Source organism: Streptomyces sp. NRRL F-5650 (assembly GCF_000721365.1).
Lineage (GTDB): Bacteria > Actinomycetota > Actinomycetes > Streptomycetales > Streptomycetaceae > Streptomyces > Streptomyces ardesiacus.
Map to the genome: position 1 here is coordinate 41,526 of NZ_JOGV01000016.1, position 16,859 is coordinate 58,384.

Here is a 16,859-nt window from a genome sequence, read left to right on the forward strand (position 1 = left end):
CCTCGTCGCGGTGCGGGCACTGAGCCTGGCTCCCAGTGACGGTGCTCCGGTGCGGCACACCGTCCCTGACTCAGCGGCGCCGCGACGCGTGTGCGGAAGTTTCCCCGGTCGGGCGTCCGGTGGTGGACTCCGCCGAACCTACCGGCCCCCCGCCGTCGCCTGTCAACAGCCGTTCGACCTGCACCTTTGCCGCCAATGCGCAGGTCAGCGCGGAGGCGCCGCAGGTCGTGGCCGTGCGAAGATCACCGCCCCGTCGGCCGTGGAGATCACTCGCCCGGCCGTACGAAGACGGTCCGGCCGCCCACCACGGTACGCAGGCAGACCGGCAGGTCGAGGCCGGGGGCCAGGTCGGGCAGGCCGGGCGTGCCCGAGCGCGGGTCGGTCGACCAGCGCGCCACCCGGTCGTCCGGGGCCTGGACCACGAGGTCGCCGGTGCGCCACACGGCGTAGTCCGCGGGCGCGCCCGGCACCAGGACGCCCGCGTCGTCGCGGCCGACCGCCCGCCAGCCGCCGCGCGTGTGCGCCGTGAACGCCGCGCGGACGGAGACGCGGTGCTCCGGGGTCCGGTGGAAGGCGGCGGCGCGGACGGTGCCCCAGGGGTCGAGGGGGGTGACCGGGCTGTCGGAGCCGAAGGCGAGCGGTACACCGGCGCGCAGCAGGGCCGCGTAGGGGTTGAGTGTGCGGGCCCGCTCGGCACCCAGGCGCTGGGCGTACATGCCCTCCTCGCCGCCCCAGAGCGCGTCGAAGGCGGGCTGGACGGAGGCGGTCAGGCCCAGTTCGGCGAAGGCCGCGACGGTCTCGGGGGTGAGCATCTCGGCGTGCTCGATCCGGTGCCGGGCGGCCCGGACGCGGGCGAGGCCCACCTTCTCGGCGGCGGCGCGCACTCCCGCCACGACGGCGGTCACGGCGGCGTCCCCGATGGCGTGGAAGCCCGCCTGGAGGCCCGCGTCGGTGCAGGCGACGACGTGGGCGGCGACGGCGTCGGCGTCCAGGTGGGCGGTGCCGGTGTGGCCGGCGTCGGCGTAGGGCTGGTGCAGGCAGGCGGTGTGCGAGCCGAGGGAGCCGTCGACGAAGAGGTCGCCGGCGGCGCCGACGGCGCCCAGCTCGCGCGCCTTGTCGACGTCCTGCTCGGCCCAGTAGCCGACGACCCGCGGACCCGGTTCCCCGGCCGACAGGCGCAGCAGGCCGGTGAGGTCGTCCTCGGAGGAGATCTGCGGGCCTGCGCATTCGTGAACGGTTCCGATGCCGAGGGAGGCGGCGTGCGCGAGGGCGGCACGCTGGGCCTCGGCACGCTGGGCCGGGGCGACGGCCCCGAGGGCGGCGGCGCGTACGGCGTGGTGGGCGTCGCCGGTGAGCGGACCGTCGCCGCGGGGGAGGCCGCCGGGCACCAGGTCGAGCAGCGCGGTGGTGACGACGGCCGAGTGGACGTCGACGCGGCTGAGGTAGAGGGGACGGCCGCCGGTGGCCGCGTCCAGTTCGGCGCGGGCCGGGGGCCGTCCGTCGGGCCAGCGGGCGGTGTCCCAGCCGTGACCGAGGAGCACCCGGTCGTCCGGGCGGGCGGCGGCGAAGTCCCGTACGAGGGCGAGGGCGGCCTCGCGGGAGGCGGCGCCGGTCAGGTCGAGGCCGGTGAGCGCGAGGCCCGTGGCGGTGGTGTGCACGTGTGCGTCGGTGAACGCCGGGGTGACGAGGGCGCCGTCCAGGTCGATCACCTCGTCGACCCCGTCCGCGAAGGCGTCCGCGGCGCCCTCCGAGCCGACCCAGGCGACCTGGCCGCGCTCGACGACCATGGCCGTCGCGAAGGGGTCGGCGGGACTGTGGACCTCGCCGCGGCGCAGCAGGACGGTCGAGGACGGGGTGGTGGACTCACTCATGGGCACCAGTCTCGCCCCTGGCGGGCCGCGCCGGGCAGTCGGGGCGGCCGGGGAGCCGGGCGGGGTCCGGTGCCGACTCGCGGCGCCGGTCAGATCCGCGGCGGCCGTGCCTCGTACGGGGTCGACAGGACCACGGTCGTACGGGTGGAGACGCCGGCGAGGGAGCGGACGCGCGCGAGCAGTTCCTCCAGCTCGTGGGGGGTGGCCACCCGGACCTTGAGGATGTAGTTCTCGTCGCCCGCGACGCTGTGGCAGGCCTCGATCTCGGGGACGCCGGCGAGGCGGTCCGCGATGTCGTCGGGGGCGCTGGGGTCGAACGGCTTGACCGAGATGAAGGCGGTCATGGGCAGCCCGACGGCCTCCGGGTCGACCTCGGCCGCGTAACCGCGGATGACGCCCCGCTGTTCCAGCCGCCGCACCCGCTGGTGCACGGCCGACGTGGACAGGCCCGTGGCCTTGCCCAGGTCGGTGTAGCTCATCCGCCCGTCCTTGACCAGCAGCCGCACGATCTGTCGGTCCAGCTCCTCCATGGCGCAAGAACCTACCGTGCGGTTGATCTCCTCCGACAGCCGAACGGCCCAGGTCATGCCCCGTTCGTGATGTGACGGGGCGTCGGGCGGCGGACGGGCGGGGACAAACCCGCCACACGGGGCACCTGCGAGCGGCATGTGACGAAGGCCACACTGGTTGAACGTTCTCCGTAATGTTCCCGTGATTACCCCGGCGGGGGGACGGGAAGTGCTTGCTGTGGTCGAGGCCGCAGTGCCGTCACGGCCCAGCCCGAGGGGGAGATCCCATGCAGAGTCTTAAGCGCCCTGGTCGTACCACGTCCAAGCGGCAGCAGCCGGTCGTCCAGCCCGTATCGGAGGGCGTCGAACCGGACGTCTTCGACGACGAGGAGCCCGACGCCTACGACACCTTCGAGATGTACCGGGTGATCTGCCCGGACTGCGCGCAGCCCATCGCGCTGCTGGCGGACGAGGAGACGCTGCCCGAGCACGCGCTGTGCGCCTCGCCATGGAACCCGTTCGGGCTCACGGTCTGCGTCGGCACCGGCCGCCGGGCCACCGAGGCACGTCCCGCGGACGAGTCGTTCCTGCCCCACGAGCAGGACACCGCCCTGCTGTTGACGCTCCCCCGGGGTCTCGACTGGCGGACCCAGCCCTTCTCCCACGTCGGCGGCCCGGGCTCGCGCCCGATGCGGGTGCCGACGATGCGCCGCGAAGCGGCCTGAGGAAGCGGTACCGGCCCGCGTCACGGTGTCCGCAAAGCCGTGACGCGAGCGGCGGACGACGGGCCGTCAGGCGGCCCCCGGCGCCCGGCACTTGTCCGTGGACACTCGCGAACTCACGCTCGATTGCGTCCGGCGGTGACCTGCCCGCGCCGCCACGCGTTGCCCGGGCATGACCCCCACGTACTCGTCGACCGGGAGTCGGCGCCGCGTGTTCGTACCCGTTGCCGCGGGGCCGGTTCCCCCGGCCCCGCAGATCCCGGACCCGCCGATCTACCGCGAGCTGATGCGGACCTGGGCCGACGGCGGCCGCACCCTGCCGGGACGCCACGACCCGGAGTGGGTCAGGCTCGCGGAACCGCCGCGCGGGCTCGGCGGCTTCGCCACCGGCGACTTCTTCACCACCGGTGATGTCCGGGCCGACGGCGGCCTCGCCGTCGCCGCCGGTCTCAGCGCTCCTCGGGACCCGCGAGGTGACGGGCGATGACCATCCGCTGGATCTGGTTGGTGCCCTCGACGATCTGCAGCACCTTGGCCTCGCGCAGGTAGCGCTCGGCCGGGAAGTCGGCGGTGTAGCCGTACCCGCCGAGGACCTGCACGGCGTCGGTGGTGACGCGCATCGCCGTGTCGGTGCAGTGCAGCTTGGCCATGGCGGCCTGCTTGGCGAACGGGAGCCCGGCGTCGCGCAGCCGGGCCGCCGTCAGGTACAGGGCGCGGCCGGCCTCGATCTGCGTCGCCATGTCGGCGAGCATGAAGCGCAGCCCCTGGAAGTCGACGATCGGCTTGCCGAACTGCCGGCGCTCGGCCGCGTAGGACACCGCCTCGTCCAGCGCCGCCTGGGCCACACCGATGGCGCAGGCGGCGATGCCGAGCCGGCCGGAGTCGAGCGCGGACAGCGCGATCGCGAAGCCCTGCCCCTCGTCGCCGATGCGCCGGGCGTCGGGCACCCGCACCCCGTCGAGGTGGACCTGCGCGGTGGGCGAGCCCTTGAGCCCCATCTTTTTCTCCGGCGCCGCGGCGCTCAGGCCGTCGGCGTCGCCGGGGACCAGGAAGGCGGTGATGCCGCGCGGCCCGTCCTCGCCGGTGCGCGCCATGACGGTGTAGAAGTCGGCGATGCCGCCGTGCGTGATCCACGCCTTGGTACCGGTGATCACCCAGTCGTCCCCGTCGCGCACGGCCTTGGTGCGCAGCGAGGCGGCGTCGGAGCCGGAGGCGGGTTCGGAGAGGCAGTAGGCGCCGAGCAGACCGCCGCCGAGCATCACGGGCAGGTGCTCGGCCTGCTGCTCCTTGGTGCCATGGGTGGCGAGGGCGTAGGAGGCGAGGGTGTGCACGCTGACACCGAGGCCGACGGTGAGCCGCGCCGCGGCCAGCTCCTCCAGGACCTGGAGGTAGACCTCGTAGGGCTGCTCGCCGCCGCCGAACTCGGCGTCGTAGGGAAGCCCGAGGAGGCCGGAGTCGGACAGGAGGGTGAAGACCTCGCGCGGGAAGCGTCCGGCGTCCTCCTCCTCGGCCGCGCCGGGGACGATCTCACGCTGCGCGATGTCGCGGACGAGCGAGATCAGGTCCCGGGCCTCGTCCGTGGGCAGTTGCCGGTCCACCGGCTGCGGGGCGCGGTCGGGCATGTCGACGCTCTCCTCCCTGTCGGGCACATCGGCGGGCGTGAGCCTTGGGTGGAGGCGGCTCCGCCGGGTCGTTCGGGCCTGGCCGGTCCTCGCGCTTCCGGGTCGCGGAGGCGTCTGACCAGCGGCTGTGCGCTGTGAGTATGCCCGATCAGGGGCACGGAGTCACCAGTTAACGACCGCTTACTCGAAGAATTCGGGAAATCGCCCGCACCGGGCCCCGCGGGCACGAATCGCGGGTTCGTGATCCCGAAATTGGTCCGCACCATTGACGCACTGGTCTAGTCCTCCTACGGTGACGAACCGAACGCCTTAACGCGTTCATGCCAATCGGCGCGCGTTCCCTCTTCCCCCCACGAGGAGACACCCGATGCACGTCCCGCACCTCCCCCGCGTCCGCCCCGTCCGGGCGCTCCTGTCCGCCCTGTGCACCGCCGCCCTCGGCGCCGGGCTGCTGGCCGGCGCCGGTCCGGCCACGGCCACCGCCGCGGCACCCGCCGGGCCGGCCCAGGCACCCGCCGCGCAGGCCGCGGCCGGGTCCAAGGTCGTCGGCTACTTCACCGAATGGGGCGTCTACGACCGCAATTACCACGTCAAGAACATCGAGTCCTCGGGCTCCGCCGGCAAACTCACCCACATCAACTACTCGTTCGGCAACGTCACCGGCGGCAAGTGCGCCATGGGCGACGCCTACGCGGCGACCGACCGGGCCTACACCGCGGCCGACTCGGTGGACGGCGTCGCCGACACCTGGGACCAGCCGCTGCGCGGCAACTTCAACCAACTGCTCAAGCTGAAGAAGAAGCACCCGGACCTGAAGATCCTCTGGTCGTTCGGCGGCTGGACCTGGTCCGGCGGCTTCGCGCAGGCCGCCCAGAACCCGGAGGCGTTCGCGCAGTCCTGCTACGACCTGGTCGAGAACTCGAAGTGGGCCGACGTCTTCGACGGCATCGACATCGACTGGGAGTACCCGAACGCCTGCGGCCTGAGCTGCGACACCAGCGGCCGCGAGGCCTTCCCGAAGCTGATGAGCGCCCTGCGCGCCAAGTTCGGCCAGGACTACCTGGTCACCGCCGCGATCACGGCCGACGCCACCTCCGGCGGCAAGATCGACGCGGCGGACTACGCGGGCGCCGCGCAGTACGTCGACTGGTACAACCCGATGACGTACGACTTCTTCGGCGCCTGGGACGCCACCGGACCGACGGCCCCCCACTCGCCGCTGACCTCGTACTCCGGCATCCCGAAGGAGGACTTCCACACCTCGGCGACGATCGCGAAGCTCAAGGGCCTCGGCGTCCCGTCCTCCAAGCTCCTGCTCGGGCTCGGCTTCTACGGCCGCGGCTGGACCGGCGTCACCCAGGCGGAACCGGGCGGCACCGCGACCGGGCCCGCGAAGGGCACGTACGAGAACGGCATCGAGGACTACAAGGTGCTCAAGACCAGTTGCCCCGCGACCGGCACGGTGGGCGGCACCGCCTACGCCAAGTGCGGCAGCGACTGGTGGAGTTACGACACCCCGCAGACCATCGCCACCAAGATGGCGTACAAGAACGAGCAGGGTCTGGGCGGCACCTTCTTCTGGGAGCTGAGCGGCGACACCGCCGACGGTGAGCTGATCAAGGCGATCGACTGAACCGTCCGGCGCACACGGGGGGCGGAGGGGCGGAGACCGGCTCGGGTCGCCACCCCTCCGTCCGTGCGCCGTCAGGCGTCGTCGCGGCGCGCCGGGGCCGGGGCCGGACAGGCGGGGTCCAGTTCCTCGATGGCGCGCAGCGTGCCGCCCAGCGACTTCACGAGCAGTGCGCACATGGTCGCGCGGGCCAGTTCCGGGCGGCCGATCCAGTCCAGGGTGGCGCCCTCGACGCTGCACACCCAGGCGAGCAGGCCCATCCGGGCCAGCGGCCCGATGTCCGAGCGTCCGTACGCCCCTTCGGCGATGGTGACGACGATCGCCTCGCGCACCCCGTCCCGGATGGCGTGCACCTCGGCGTCGAAGCCGACGCCGCCGCTGACGATGGTGCGGTAGGCGGCCTGGTTGTGCTCGGCGTAGCGCAGATAGCCGTCGATGGTGCGCTGGACGCGGTCCACCTGCGGCAGTTCGTGGCCGCGCGCCGCGGTGGTGACGAGGTCGGCGACGGAGTCCTCGACGATCGCCAGGTAGTAGCCCCGCTTGGACTGGAAGTAGTAGTAGATCAGCCCCTTGGCGACATGCGCCTGGCGGGCGATGTCGTCCATCGAGAGCGCGTCGTACGACGTGTCGGCGAACAACTTCCGCCCGATGGCGATGAGTTCGGCGCGACGTGCCGCCGAGCGCTCGGTGCCGCGCGCCCGGGGACGGGTGTCGGCACGCTGTTGACTGATATTCAATTTCGACCCTGGTCTCCAACGGGCGGCGGGACATCCGCAGTATGGCAGGTCGGGTCGTGGGGCAGGTCACACCCGGGTCACGTCACGGACGGCCCGGGTCACGCCGCCGGAGCCCCGGGACACGTCACAGGAGGCCCAGCCGGACCACGAGCATCGCGACCACCACGACGAGGACCCAGCCCATGACGTGCTCGAGGATCTTCGGGCCGTCGGGCTTGGGGCCGCCGGTACGGGCGCGGGCGGCGGCTGTGGTGTGTGCGCTCATGGCTTCTCGCTGGTCTCGGGCTTCGGCTGCGGCGGATTCCCCCCGCTCACGGTGTCCACTTTGCCACCGTGAGCGGCTTGTGCGGCCGAGAGCTTGGTCACAGCGGCACGGGTCAGCGCACGCCCACCGCCGCGAGCGCCTTGCGCTGGCGCGGGCTCGGGTGGGCCGGGAAGTACAGGTAGCAGACGCCGCCGGTGCCGGAGACGACCTTGCCACTGGCGTTGTACCGCTTGGTCCGCAGCCAGATGTTCTCCCACTCCCGCCGCCGGTAGACACGGCGCACGGCGTCGTTGTCGTGCGAGGCCGGGTCGTTGGCGATCACGTCGCCGTCGGCGGTGAAGCCGATCACGGTCATCAGATGTCCCGAGGTGCCGTACCCCGCCCCGGTCAGCTCCTCCGCCAGGAACGACTGGGACGTGATCGCCGGGATGCCGGCCGCGATCAGCGTCTCCAGGTCCGCGAGGGAGCCGAGGCGGGTGACCACGCCCTGGAGGCCCTTGAACGTGGCGGCGTAGGCGGCGTTGAAGGGCCAGTTGCCGCAGCCCTCGTACTGGTTGTCGTAGGTGTACCGGGCGGCGTGGCAGACCTGCGGGTCGGCGTAGGAGGGGTCCACCCAGGCCAGTTGCTCCTCCGTGAGACGGCCGCCCCAGTACTCGACGATCATCTGCGAGGAGGTGGGGCTGCACCAGGCCTCGCCGCCGTTGTCGTACTCGGGGTACTGGCCCTTGTGGATCTCCTGCGAGTAGCGCGGGACGCGCAGTTCCCCGGCGTGGCGCGGCGTGGAGGCCGGGACGGTGAAGCGGTCGGGGACGTCGGAGCCCATCGCGCCCAGCCGCCAGACGGTGGGCGTGGTGCGCGTGCCGGGACGGCGGTGGAGGGTGAGCCGGAGCCGGTAGGAGACCAGGCGCAGGCCGGTGGAGGCGTCGTCGATGGAGAAGGTGTCGGTCCAGATGCTGCTCTTGCCGTCGCTCTGGCCGTCGACCGAGGTCCGCCTGATGTCCTGCTCGCCGTCACCGGCCGTCCAGCGGCCGAGGACGTACCGGGGGGTGGCCGTGCCGTCGGTGTAGGTGCCCTCGAGCTCCACCTGGATCCAGGTACCGGCCGGCGTGTGCGCGTTCCAGGACGCGATGACCTCCGTCGCGGGCACCGGGAGCCGGTGGACGGGCGAGGTCCAGGTCGCGTACTCCCAGGCGGCGGTGGTGCCGGTGTGCGGGTCGGTGTAGTCGGTGGTGCCGGCCGGGGCGCCGATCACGACGCCGGGGCGGGCGCCCGCGACGGCGCGGACCCCCTTCGCGGTCCCGCCGCGCCAGTCCTCGAACGTGGTCCAGGCGCGGTAGTCGACCGCTCGCGGGGAGGCGGCGCGGCCGGGGTCCGCGGCACCTGTGCCGGAGCCCGCGGCGGGCGCGGCCTGGGCGGCGGCGGCCGGGATCGCGCCGCCCGCCGCGGCGGCCGCGGCGACGGCCGCGGCCAGGAGGGTCCTGCGGGAGGGCTGTTCGACTCTGCTCATGGGCGGGAGACCCCCAGGTGTGTCCGGGTCGGGCGGGTCCGTCGTTGCACGGTCGTGCGCCAACTATGGCCGCAGGCGGCCGGTCCTGCCAGCACTTCCACGCACGCCACGCCACCAATATTGGTGTCGACCAGTGACTAGAGTGCGGGTGACCGTGTCCGCCCTCTCCCGCCCACAGGAACCGCCATCCTCGACCTGGCAGCCCGGCTCCGCCGGCTTCCCCCCTCCTGCGGGCCCGTGCGCCTGATCGGCGTCGACGGGCACGCCGGGTCCGGCAAGTCCACCTTCGCCAAGAGGCTGGCGGCCGGGCTGGACGGTGCGCCGGTGCTGCACCTCGACGACGTCGCCAGTCACGACGAGCTGTTCGACTGGACCGCTCGCCTGTTCGCCCAGGTGATCGAGCCCCTGCGGCGCGGGGAGACCGCGCACCTCACGCCGTACGACTGGCGGTCCCGGCGGTTCGGCGCGCCGCGTGCGCTGCCGCCCGCTCCGGTGGTCCTCGTGGAGGGGGTCGGCGCCGGCCGTTCGGCGCTGCGACCGCACCTGGCTGGGCTGATCTGGATGGACCTGCCCCCCGAGCAGGCGTGGGCGCGCGGCCGGGCGCGCGACGGAGCGGAGCAGCGGACGTTCTGGGACGGGTGGATCCCGGCCGAGCGCCGGCACTTCGCCGAGGACCCCTCACGCCCCTTCGCGCACCTTCTGGTGCGTCAGCGGGAACAGGGGTACGAGGTGCTGCCGGGGCCCGCGGGAACCGGCACCGGAGCCCACTTCCTCACGCAGCGTGACGGGCCGTCGGCGATGTGTTGAACTCGTGAAGATCAGGTCACGGCAACCCGCCGACGTGCCCCAACTTCGCTTGACCCAGGGGCCGTACAGGTCTTACGTTCTGGATGTGCGGCAGTTCGAAGCCGCCGGCAGACGCGAAGCCCCCGGTTGTTCCCCCGTGATCGGGGGCTTCGTTCTGCCCTGAGCGCGTTTTCCGGCTGCTCCACGGCGCCGTGCGCTCACTCTCGGTCACCGCTCCGCCGTGCGCCCTCCCGCTCCGACCTCGCGGAACGGCCTCTCCCGCACCCTTCGGAGGAAAGGCCGCCGCGGGTACGATGCCCTCGGTGCGGGCTACGGGAGATTGCCGCACGCACCTGCAACTCCGGTCCGCGGCAACACCGTTGGCCGAGGCGGCCGGCGAGCGACGGCTCGGCGGCATACCGACGGGGGCACGGTAGGTGGGGACGTGATGGACTTCGGCACGCAGGGCCCGCCCGCCCCCGCCGAACTCGCCTGGCTGCGGGGCGTGGACGCCTACACGATGGGGGCGTACCCGCAGGCGGAGGAGGAGTTCCGGACGGCGGTGCGGATCGACCCCACGATGGCCGACGGCTGGCTGGGACTGCACGCGTTGCGCGTCGACACCACGAACGCGCTCCTGCGAATGTTCCGCAACCGCGACCGCTTCGGCGAGCAGCGGGCCCGCCACCGCCGCACCCTCAACTCCTGGTACTGGCTCGGCTGGTGGGTGCAGCCCGTGCTGGAGAACCCGCGCGACCTGCTGCTGGCGCACGCCTCGCACTGGCTGGACGGCCGGCACGTTCCGGAGCTGGACCGGGCCCTGGCCGGGCTGCCGCCGGTGGACTCCGATCCCCAGGTCCGCTTCCTGCACGCCTGCCGCGCCTACCTCGTCAAGGACTGGGAACAGCTCGTCCGGCACACCGACCCGCTGCTCGGCGACCCCTTACTGGGCATCGAGGCGGGCCTGTTCAGCGGCATGGCCCGGGTGCGCCTGGAGATGTACGGGCAGGCCGAGCCGCTGCTGTCGGCGGCGCTGATGCGGTGCCGCAGCGAACAGCCGCAGCGCAAGGAACTGCGTTACTGGCTGGCGCGGGCCCACGAGGGCACCGGGCGCAGCGCCGCCGCGCTCCCGCTGTACCGGGCGGTGCACCGCGTCGACCCCGCCTTCATGGACACCTCCGCCCGGCTGGCCGCGATCGCCGAGGGCGACGGCTACGACGACCCGGCCGACCTCGCGGGTCTCGCCCAGCCCGGTGTCGGGACGGACGGGCTGGACGGCCTCGACCCCCTCTTCGGCACCGAGGAGCGCGGCGTCAAGCTCTCCGTGCCCGAGCCCCCTCCGGTCGCGCCGCTGCCGCCCCTGGGCGGAGCAGCGGTGCGCGAGAAGCCGGGCGGCCCCGACCCGTCCCTGCCCACCGGGCCCACCGATCCCGCGCTGCTGGAGGAGGCGCTCGCCGAGCTGGAGCGGATGGTGGGCCTCGAACCGGTGAAGCGTCAGGTCAAGGCGCTGTCCGCGCAGTTGAACATGGCCCGGCTGCGGGCGGGGCAGGGTCTGCCGGTGCAGCCGCCCAAACGTCACTTCGTCTTCTCCGGCCCCTCCGGCACCGGCAAGACCACGGTGGCCCGCATCCTGGGCCGCGTCTTCTACGCCCTCGGGCTGCTGGGCGGCGACCACCTGGTGGAGGCGCAGCGGGCCGATCTGGTCGGCGAGTACCTGGGCCAGACCGCCGTGAAGGCCAACGAGCTGATCGACTCCGCGCTCGGCGGCGTCCTCTTCGTCGACGAGGCGTACGCCCTGTCCAACTCCGGTTACAACAAGGGCGACGCGTACGGCGACGAGGCGCTGCAGGTGCTGCTGAAGCGGGCCGAGGACAACCGGGACCACCTGGTGGTGATCCTGGCCGGCTATCCGGAGGGCATGGACCGGCTGCTGGGCGCCAATCCCGGGCTGTCCTCGCGTTTCACGACGCGGGTGGACTTCCCGTCGTACCGGCCGCTGGAGCTGACCTCGATCGGGGAGGTGCTCGCGGCGGAGAACGGGGACGTGTGGGACGAGGAGGCGCTCGACGAGCTGCGGTCGATCGCGGGGCACGTGGTGGACCAGGGCTGGATCGACGAGTTGGGGAACGGGCGGTTCCTGCGGACGCTGTACGAGAAGAGCTGCGCGTACCGGGACCTGCGGTTGTCGGTGTGTCCCGGGGTGCTGACCCGGGACGATCTGGCGACGTTGCGGTTGCCGGATCTGATGCAGGCGTACGGGGAGGTGCTGTCGGGGCGGGGGCCGGGGGGACCGTCGGCCGTGTAGCGGCCGGGCATGGCTGCGGGGGGGCGCAGCCCGGCGTTGGCGGGGTGCGGCTGCGCCCTGGCCGCCCCAGCGGCACGACTGCCCGCAGCAGCGGGGCTACGTGGCCAGGGTCACCTCCCTGTCCCTGTGCGCCGGGTCCCTCACCTCGCCGACCAGGAGTTCCAGCACGTCCTCCAGGGCGACCAGGCCCAGCACCCTGCCCGGTGCGTCCTTGACCTGGGCCAGGTGGGTGGCGGCGCGGCGCATGACCGTGAGGGCGTCGTCCAGGGGGAGTTCGGGGCGCAGCGTGGTCATCGGGCGCCAGAGGTGCTGGGGCACGGCACGGTCGGACTCCTCCAGGTCGAGGACGTCCTTGACGTGCAGGTAGCCCATGAAGGCACCCTGTTCCGCCGCGATCGGGAAGCGCGAGTATCCGGTACGGGCGGTCAGCTCGACGATCTCCCCCGGTGTGACCGAGGGGCTGACCGTCACCAGGGACTCGCGTCCGAGCAGGACGTCCGTGACCGGGCGGGAACCCAGCTCCAGGGCGTCCTCCAGCCGTTCCTGTTCCTCCGGGTCGAGCAGGCCGGCCTGGCCGGCGTCCTCCACGAGACGGTTGAGCTGCTCGCTGGTGAAGACGGCCTCGACCTCGTCCTTGGGCTCGACGCGGAACAGCCGCAGGATGCCCTGCGCGCAGGCGCCGAGCGCCACGGTGACCGGCCGGCACACGCGGGCGAAGGCGACCAGGCCGGGGCTGAGCCACAGCGCGGCCTTCTCCGGGGCGGCCATCGCGAGGTTCTTCGGCACCATCTCGCCGATGACGAGGTGGCAGAAGACCACGGCGGCCAGCGCGACGACGTAGCCGAGCGGGTGGATCATGCCGTGCGGCAGGTGGACCCACTCGAAGACCGGCTCCAGCAGGTGGGCGACGGTCGGCTCGGCGACCGCGCCGAGGGTCAGCGAGCAGACGGTGATGCCGAACTGCGCGGCGGCCATCATCTGCGGCAGTCGTTCGAGGCCGTACAGCACCTGTCGGGCGCGGGCGGTGCCGAGCGGCTCGATCTGGCTGCGGCGCACGGAGACGAGGGCGAACTCCGCGCCGACGAAGAAGCCGTTGGCGAGCACCAGCAGCGCGGCGAAGAGGAGTTGCAGGATGCTCATCGGGCGGCCTCCAGCACGGAGACCGGCGCGGTGCGCACCAGCCGTATCCGCTCGGCGCGGTAGTGGCCGACCTGGCGGACCGAGAGCCGCCAGCCGGGCAGTTCGGCCCGGTCGCCGACGGCGGGGATGCGGCCGAGGAGGTCGGCGACGAGTCCGGCCACGGTCTCGTACGGCCCCTCGGGCGCCTCGAGACCGACGCGGCGCAGGGCGTCGACGCGGCAACTGCCGTCGACGTCCCAGGCGGGGCGGCCGTCCTCGGGCGGGGCCGGGGCCAGTTCCGGCACGTCGAGGCCGTCGTGCTCGTCGCGGACCTCGCCGACGATCTCCTCGACGATGTCCTCCAGGGTGACGACGCCGGCCGTGCCGCCGTACTCGTCGACGACGACCGCGATGGGCTGCTCGCTGCGCAGCCGGGTCAGCAGCGGCCGTACGGGCAGGGACTCGGGGACCAGCAGCGCCGGGCGGGCGATGCGGCCGGCCGGGGTGCGCAGCCGGTCGTGCGAGGGGACGGCGAGGGCGTCCTTGAGGTGGACCATGCCGACGACCTCGTCGATCTTCTCCCGGTAGACGGGGAAGCGGGACAGGCCGGTGGCGCGGGTCAGGTTCACGACGTCCTCGGCGGTGGCCGACGAGTGCAGGGCGCTGACCTTCACGCGGGGGGTCATGACGTGCTGGGCGGTCAGTTCGCCGAGCGACAGGGTCCGTACGAAGAGGTCGGCGGTGTCCTGCTCCAACGTGCCGGCCCGGGCCGAGTGCCGGGCCAGGGAGACCAGTTCGCCAGGGGTGCGGGCGGAGGCCAGCTCGTCGGCGGGTTCGATGCCGAGCGCGCGGACCAGGCGGTTGGCCACGGTGTTGAGCGCGGCGATCACCGGGTGGAAGAGACGGGCGAAGGCGTGCTGGGGGCCGGCGACGAAGCGCGCGACCTGGAGCGGTTTGGACACCGCCCAGTTCTTGGGCACCAGCTCGCCGATCACCATCTGGACCGCCGAGGCCAGCAGCATGCCGACGACGACCGACACGCCGGAGACGGCGCCGTCGGGGACGCCGATCGCCGTGAACGGGCCGTCGAGCAACTGGGCGAGCGCCGGTTCGGCGAGCATGCCGACGACGAGGGAGGTGAGGGTGATCCCGAGCTGGGTGCCGGAGAGCTGGAAGGACAGCTCCTTGAGGGACTCGACGACCCGGTGGGCGCGCCGGTCGCCGGCCGCGGCGGCCTGCTCGGCGTCGGGGCGTTCGACGGTCACCAGGCCGAACTCGGCCGCGACGAAGAAGCCGTTGGCGAGGATCAGCAGGAGCGCGGCTGCCAGGAGCAGCAGGGGGGTGGTCATGATGCCGCCGCCTGTGGGGTGTCACAGCAGGGGGCGGCGCAGATACTGCAGGACGGTCCGTCCATCGCCGGAGGGAGTCACTCCTCGGGTAGCAGGAACCCCGCGCACCGGGCGGAGCGACGGGGCGAGGACGCGACGGGCCGCGTCCTCGTTCCCAGATTAATCACGAAAAGGGTGCCCGCGGCAGGCCCGGCGGCACCGCGTCAGTCGCGCGGGGCCTCGGGAAGGGCGGCGGAACGGGCCGCCACGAGGTCGCGCAGGGCTCGTGCGTCGGCGAGGGCGCGCTGCCGGGCGATGCCGGGCTGGATGCCCAGGGCGGGCAGGCTGGTGCCGTCGCTGAGGTCGAGGAAGACCCAGGGGTCGCCCTGGCGGAGGTTGACCCTGAGGACCTCGGGCCAGGCGAGGTGCCGCCGGGCGGTCAGGTTGACCACGGTGACGCCGCTCTCGTCGGCGACCACCCGGGGCCGGGCCAGCAGGAGCAGCACGCCGGCCAGGACGAGGGCGGTCAGGACGAAGCTGAGGCGCTCGCCGGGGCCGAGGCCGCCCAGCAGCATCCCGAGGGCCGTGACGGTCACGAAGGTCACGACCGCGAGGACGATCAGGACGGCGCGGGTGCGTCCCGGGCGGAAGGTGACGGGCAGGGCCGGCAGGTGGTCCGGCGTGGTGTCGGGCATGGTGGGGCTCCGGTCGTGCTCCTGTGCGGCGGGACGGGTCAGAGCCGGCAGGCGTGGATGGCCGTGGTCAGGATGGCCCGGGCGCCGATCTCGTAGAGGTCGTCCATGATCCGCTGGGCCTCCTTGGCGGGGACCATCGCGCGGACGGCGACCCAGCCCTCGTTGTGCAGCGGGGACACGGTCGGGGACTCCAGGCCGGGGGTGAGGGCGACGGCCTTCTCCAACTGCTCGACCCGGCAGTCGTAGTCCATCATCACGTAGGTCCGGGCCACCAGGACGCCCTGGAGGCGGCGCAGGAACTGCTGGACCTTGGGCTCGGTGGTCTCGTCGGGTTCGGCGTCCGAGCGGCGGATCACGACGGCCTCGGACTTCATGATGGGCTCGCCGAAGACCTCCAGGCCCGCGTTGCGCAGGGAGGTGCCGGTCTCGACGACGTCCGCGATGACCTCGGCGACGCCCAGCTCGATGGCGGTCTCCACGGCGCCGTCGAGGTGGACGACGGAGGCGTCGATGCCCCGGTCGGCCAGGTGGGCGGCGACGATGCCCTCGTAGGAGGTGGCGACGGTGCGGCCCTTGAGGTCGTCGATGCCGCTCGCGGCGCCGGGCCTGCCGGCGAAGCGGAAGGTGGAGCGGGCGAAGCCGAGCGGGAGGATCTCCTCGGCGTGGGCGCCGGAGTCGACCAGCAGGTCGCGGCCGGTGATGCCGATGTCGAGCTTTCCGGAGGAGACGTAGATCGCGATGTCGCGGGGGCGGAGGTAGAAGAACTCCACCTCGTTGACCGGGTCGACGATCCGCAGTTCCTTGGACTCGCGGCGCTGCTGGTAGCCGGCCTCATGCAGCATCTCCCCCGCGGGGCCTGACAGGGAACCCTTGTTGGGGACGGCGATGCGCAGCATGAGGTCGGCTTCCTTTGCGTGGAGGGGGAGAGAGGGGGCGCGGTGTCTTACAGGTGGGCGTAGACGTCGTCCAGGGAGATGCCGCGGGCGACCATCATGACCTGGACGTGGTACAGGAGCTGCGAGATCTCCTCGGCGGCCGCGTCCTTGCCCTCGTACTCGGCGGCCATCCAGACCTCCGCGGCCTCCTCGACGACCTTCTTGCCGATGGCGTGGACGCCCTTGTCGACCAGTTCGGCGGTGCGGGAGGTGGCGGGGTCGCCGTGGGCTGCCTTGTGCTGGAGCTCGGTGAACAGCTCCTCGAACGTCTTCTTGGACATGATGGCCCCCACTTTACGCGTGCCCCGGCGGGCCTAGCGCCACGGTTCGGATACTGAGCGGAGCGTGGCCGCCGTGGCGACGGCCGCGGTCACCGCCTCGTGTCCCTTGTCCTCGCTGGACCCGTCGAGGCCGGCCCGGTCCAGGGCCTGCTCCTCGGTGTCGCAGGTGAGGACGCCGAAGCCGACGGGGACGCCGGTCTCGACGGAGACCTGGACCAGGCCCTGGGTGACGCCCTGGCACACGTAGTCGAAGTGGGGGGTGCCGCCGCGGATGACGACGCCGAGGGCGACGATCGCGTCGTAGCCGCGGCCCGCGAGGACCTTGGCGACGACCGGGAGCTCGAAGCTGCCGGGGACCCTGAGCAGGGTCGGCTCGTCGATCCCCAGTTCGCCGAGGGCGCGCAGGGCGCCGTCCACCAGTCCGTCCATCACCTTGTCGTGCCACAGCGACGCGATCACGGCGACCCTGAGGTCCCCGACGTTGCGTACGGACAGTTCCGGTGCACCCTTGCCGCTCACGTGTCTCGCATCTCCTCGTCTTCGCTTG

General features: G+C 72.9%; 17 protein-coding genes. 5 read left to right on the plus strand and 12 right to left on the minus strand.

Going from position 1 to position 16,859, the window contains the following annotated elements; genetic code table 11:
- Positions 1-266 precede the first annotated feature (266 nt).
- Positions 267-1,871 (minus strand): amidohydrolase, encoded by a 1,605-nt coding sequence (locus IG88_RS0116565; RefSeq protein ID WP_031041083.1) that lies wholly within the window; start codon positions 1,869-1,871, stop codon positions 267-269.
- A gap of 89 nt (positions 1,872-1,960) precedes the next feature.
- Positions 1,961-2,401, minus strand: coding sequence for an Lrp/AsnC family transcriptional regulator (locus IG88_RS0116570; protein ID WP_030399004.1), 441 nt, complete (start codon positions 2,399-2,401; stop codon positions 1,961-1,963).
- Positions 2,402-2,667: 266 nt separating this feature from the next.
- Between IG88_RS0116570 and IG88_RS0116575 the strand changes: the two genes are divergently transcribed.
- Both IG88_RS0116575 and IG88_RS0116580 read left to right on the plus strand, forming a co-directional pair.
- Positions 2,668-3,105: a hypothetical protein gene (locus tag IG88_RS0116575; protein ID WP_031041086.1), complete on the plus strand. Its 438-nt coding sequence runs from the start codon at positions 2,668-2,670 to the stop codon at positions 3,103-3,105.
- A gap of 169 nt (positions 3,106-3,274) precedes the next feature.
- Positions 3,275-3,589: a hypothetical protein gene (locus IG88_RS0116580; RefSeq protein WP_031041090.1), complete on the plus strand. Its 315-nt coding sequence runs from the start codon at positions 3,275-3,277 to the stop codon at positions 3,587-3,589.
- Here IG88_RS0116580 and IG88_RS0116585 read toward each other — a convergent pair.
- Positions 3,552-4,724, minus strand: coding sequence for an acyl-CoA dehydrogenase family protein (locus IG88_RS0116585; RefSeq protein WP_031041093.1), 1,173 nt, complete (start codon positions 4,722-4,724; stop codon positions 3,552-3,554). The genes IG88_RS0116580 and IG88_RS0116585 overlap by 38 nt on opposite strands.
- Positions 4,725-5,091: 367 nt before the next feature.
- Between IG88_RS0116585 and IG88_RS0116590 the strand changes: the two genes are divergently transcribed.
- The gene (locus IG88_RS0116590; protein WP_031041096.1) at positions 5,092-6,357 is read left to right on the plus strand and encodes a glycoside hydrolase family 18 protein; all 1,266 of its coding nucleotides are present in this window, start codon (positions 5,092-5,094) and stop codon (positions 6,355-6,357) included.
- Between the two features lie 71 nt (positions 6,358-6,428).
- Here the strand turns inward: IG88_RS0116590 and IG88_RS0116595 are convergent, their stop codons facing one another.
- From IG88_RS0116595 to IG88_RS0116605, 3 genes are all read right to left on the minus strand, one after another.
- A complete protein-coding gene (locus IG88_RS0116595) occupies positions 6,429-7,091 on the minus strand; it encodes a TetR/AcrR family transcriptional regulator (protein WP_031041099.1) in 663 nt (220 codons plus the stop codon).
- Positions 7,092-7,215: 124 nt separating this feature from the next.
- Positions 7,216-7,356 (minus strand): SCO1431 family membrane protein, encoded by a 141-nt coding sequence (locus tag IG88_RS42615; protein ID WP_107452192.1) that lies wholly within the window; start codon positions 7,354-7,356, stop codon positions 7,216-7,218.
- A 112-nt stretch (positions 7,357-7,468) separates the two neighbouring features.
- On the minus strand, positions 7,469-8,863 hold the full coding sequence (locus IG88_RS0116605; protein ID WP_031041104.1) for a peptidase C39 family protein: 1,395 nt from the start codon (positions 8,861-8,863) through the stop codon (positions 7,469-7,471).
- Positions 8,864-9,100: 237 nt separating this feature from the next.
- On the opposite strand from IG88_RS0116605, the gene IG88_RS42620 reads away from it, so the two are divergent.
- Positions 9,101-9,670, plus strand: coding sequence for a uridine kinase family protein (locus tag IG88_RS42620; protein WP_234332171.1), 570 nt, complete (start codon positions 9,101-9,103; stop codon positions 9,668-9,670).
- A 427-nt stretch (positions 9,671-10,097) separates the two neighbouring features.
- The gene (locus tag IG88_RS0116615; RefSeq protein ID WP_031041108.1) at positions 10,098-11,954 is read left to right on the plus strand and encodes an AAA family ATPase; all 1,857 of its coding nucleotides are present in this window, start codon (positions 10,098-10,100) and stop codon (positions 11,952-11,954) included.
- Between the two features lie 96 nt (positions 11,955-12,050).
- Here IG88_RS0116615 and IG88_RS0116620 read toward each other — a convergent pair whose 3' ends face one another.
- The 6 genes from IG88_RS0116620 to ribH all read right to left on the minus strand — a co-directional run bounded on the left by IG88_RS0116620 (position 12,051) and on the right by ribH (position 16,831).
- Positions 12,051-13,094, minus strand: a complete 1,044-nt coding sequence (locus IG88_RS0116620) for a hemolysin family protein (protein WP_031041110.1) — start codon at positions 13,092-13,094, stop codon at positions 12,051-12,053.
- Positions 13,091-14,422 carry a hemolysin family protein gene (locus IG88_RS0116625; protein ID WP_031041111.1) on the minus strand — a complete coding sequence of 444 codons (1,332 nt, stop codon included), beginning with the start codon at positions 14,420-14,422 and terminating at the stop codon, positions 13,091-13,093. Before IG88_RS0116625 ends, IG88_RS0116620 begins: the two co-directional genes overlap by 4 nt.
- Positions 14,423-14,625: 203 nt before the next feature.
- Positions 14,626-15,096, minus strand: a complete 471-nt coding sequence (locus tag IG88_RS0116630; RefSeq protein ID WP_031041113.1) for a PH domain-containing protein — start codon at positions 15,094-15,096, stop codon at positions 14,626-14,628.
- A gap of 38 nt (positions 15,097-15,134) precedes the next feature.
- The gene (gene hisG, locus IG88_RS0116635; protein ID WP_031041114.1) at positions 15,135-15,992 is read right to left on the minus strand and encodes an ATP phosphoribosyltransferase; all 858 of its coding nucleotides are present in this window, start codon (positions 15,990-15,992) and stop codon (positions 15,135-15,137) included.
- 47 nt (positions 15,993-16,039) lie between these two features.
- On the minus strand, positions 16,040-16,312 hold the full coding sequence (locus IG88_RS0116640) for a phosphoribosyl-ATP diphosphatase (protein ID WP_030185156.1): 273 nt from the start codon (positions 16,310-16,312) through the stop codon (positions 16,040-16,042).
- A 33-nt stretch (positions 16,313-16,345) separates the two neighbouring features.
- Positions 16,346-16,831 (minus strand): 6,7-dimethyl-8-ribityllumazine synthase, encoded by a 486-nt coding sequence (gene ribH / locus IG88_RS0116645; protein ID WP_031041116.1) that lies wholly within the window; start codon positions 16,829-16,831, stop codon positions 16,346-16,348.
- Positions 16,832-16,859: the final 28 nt, after the last annotated feature.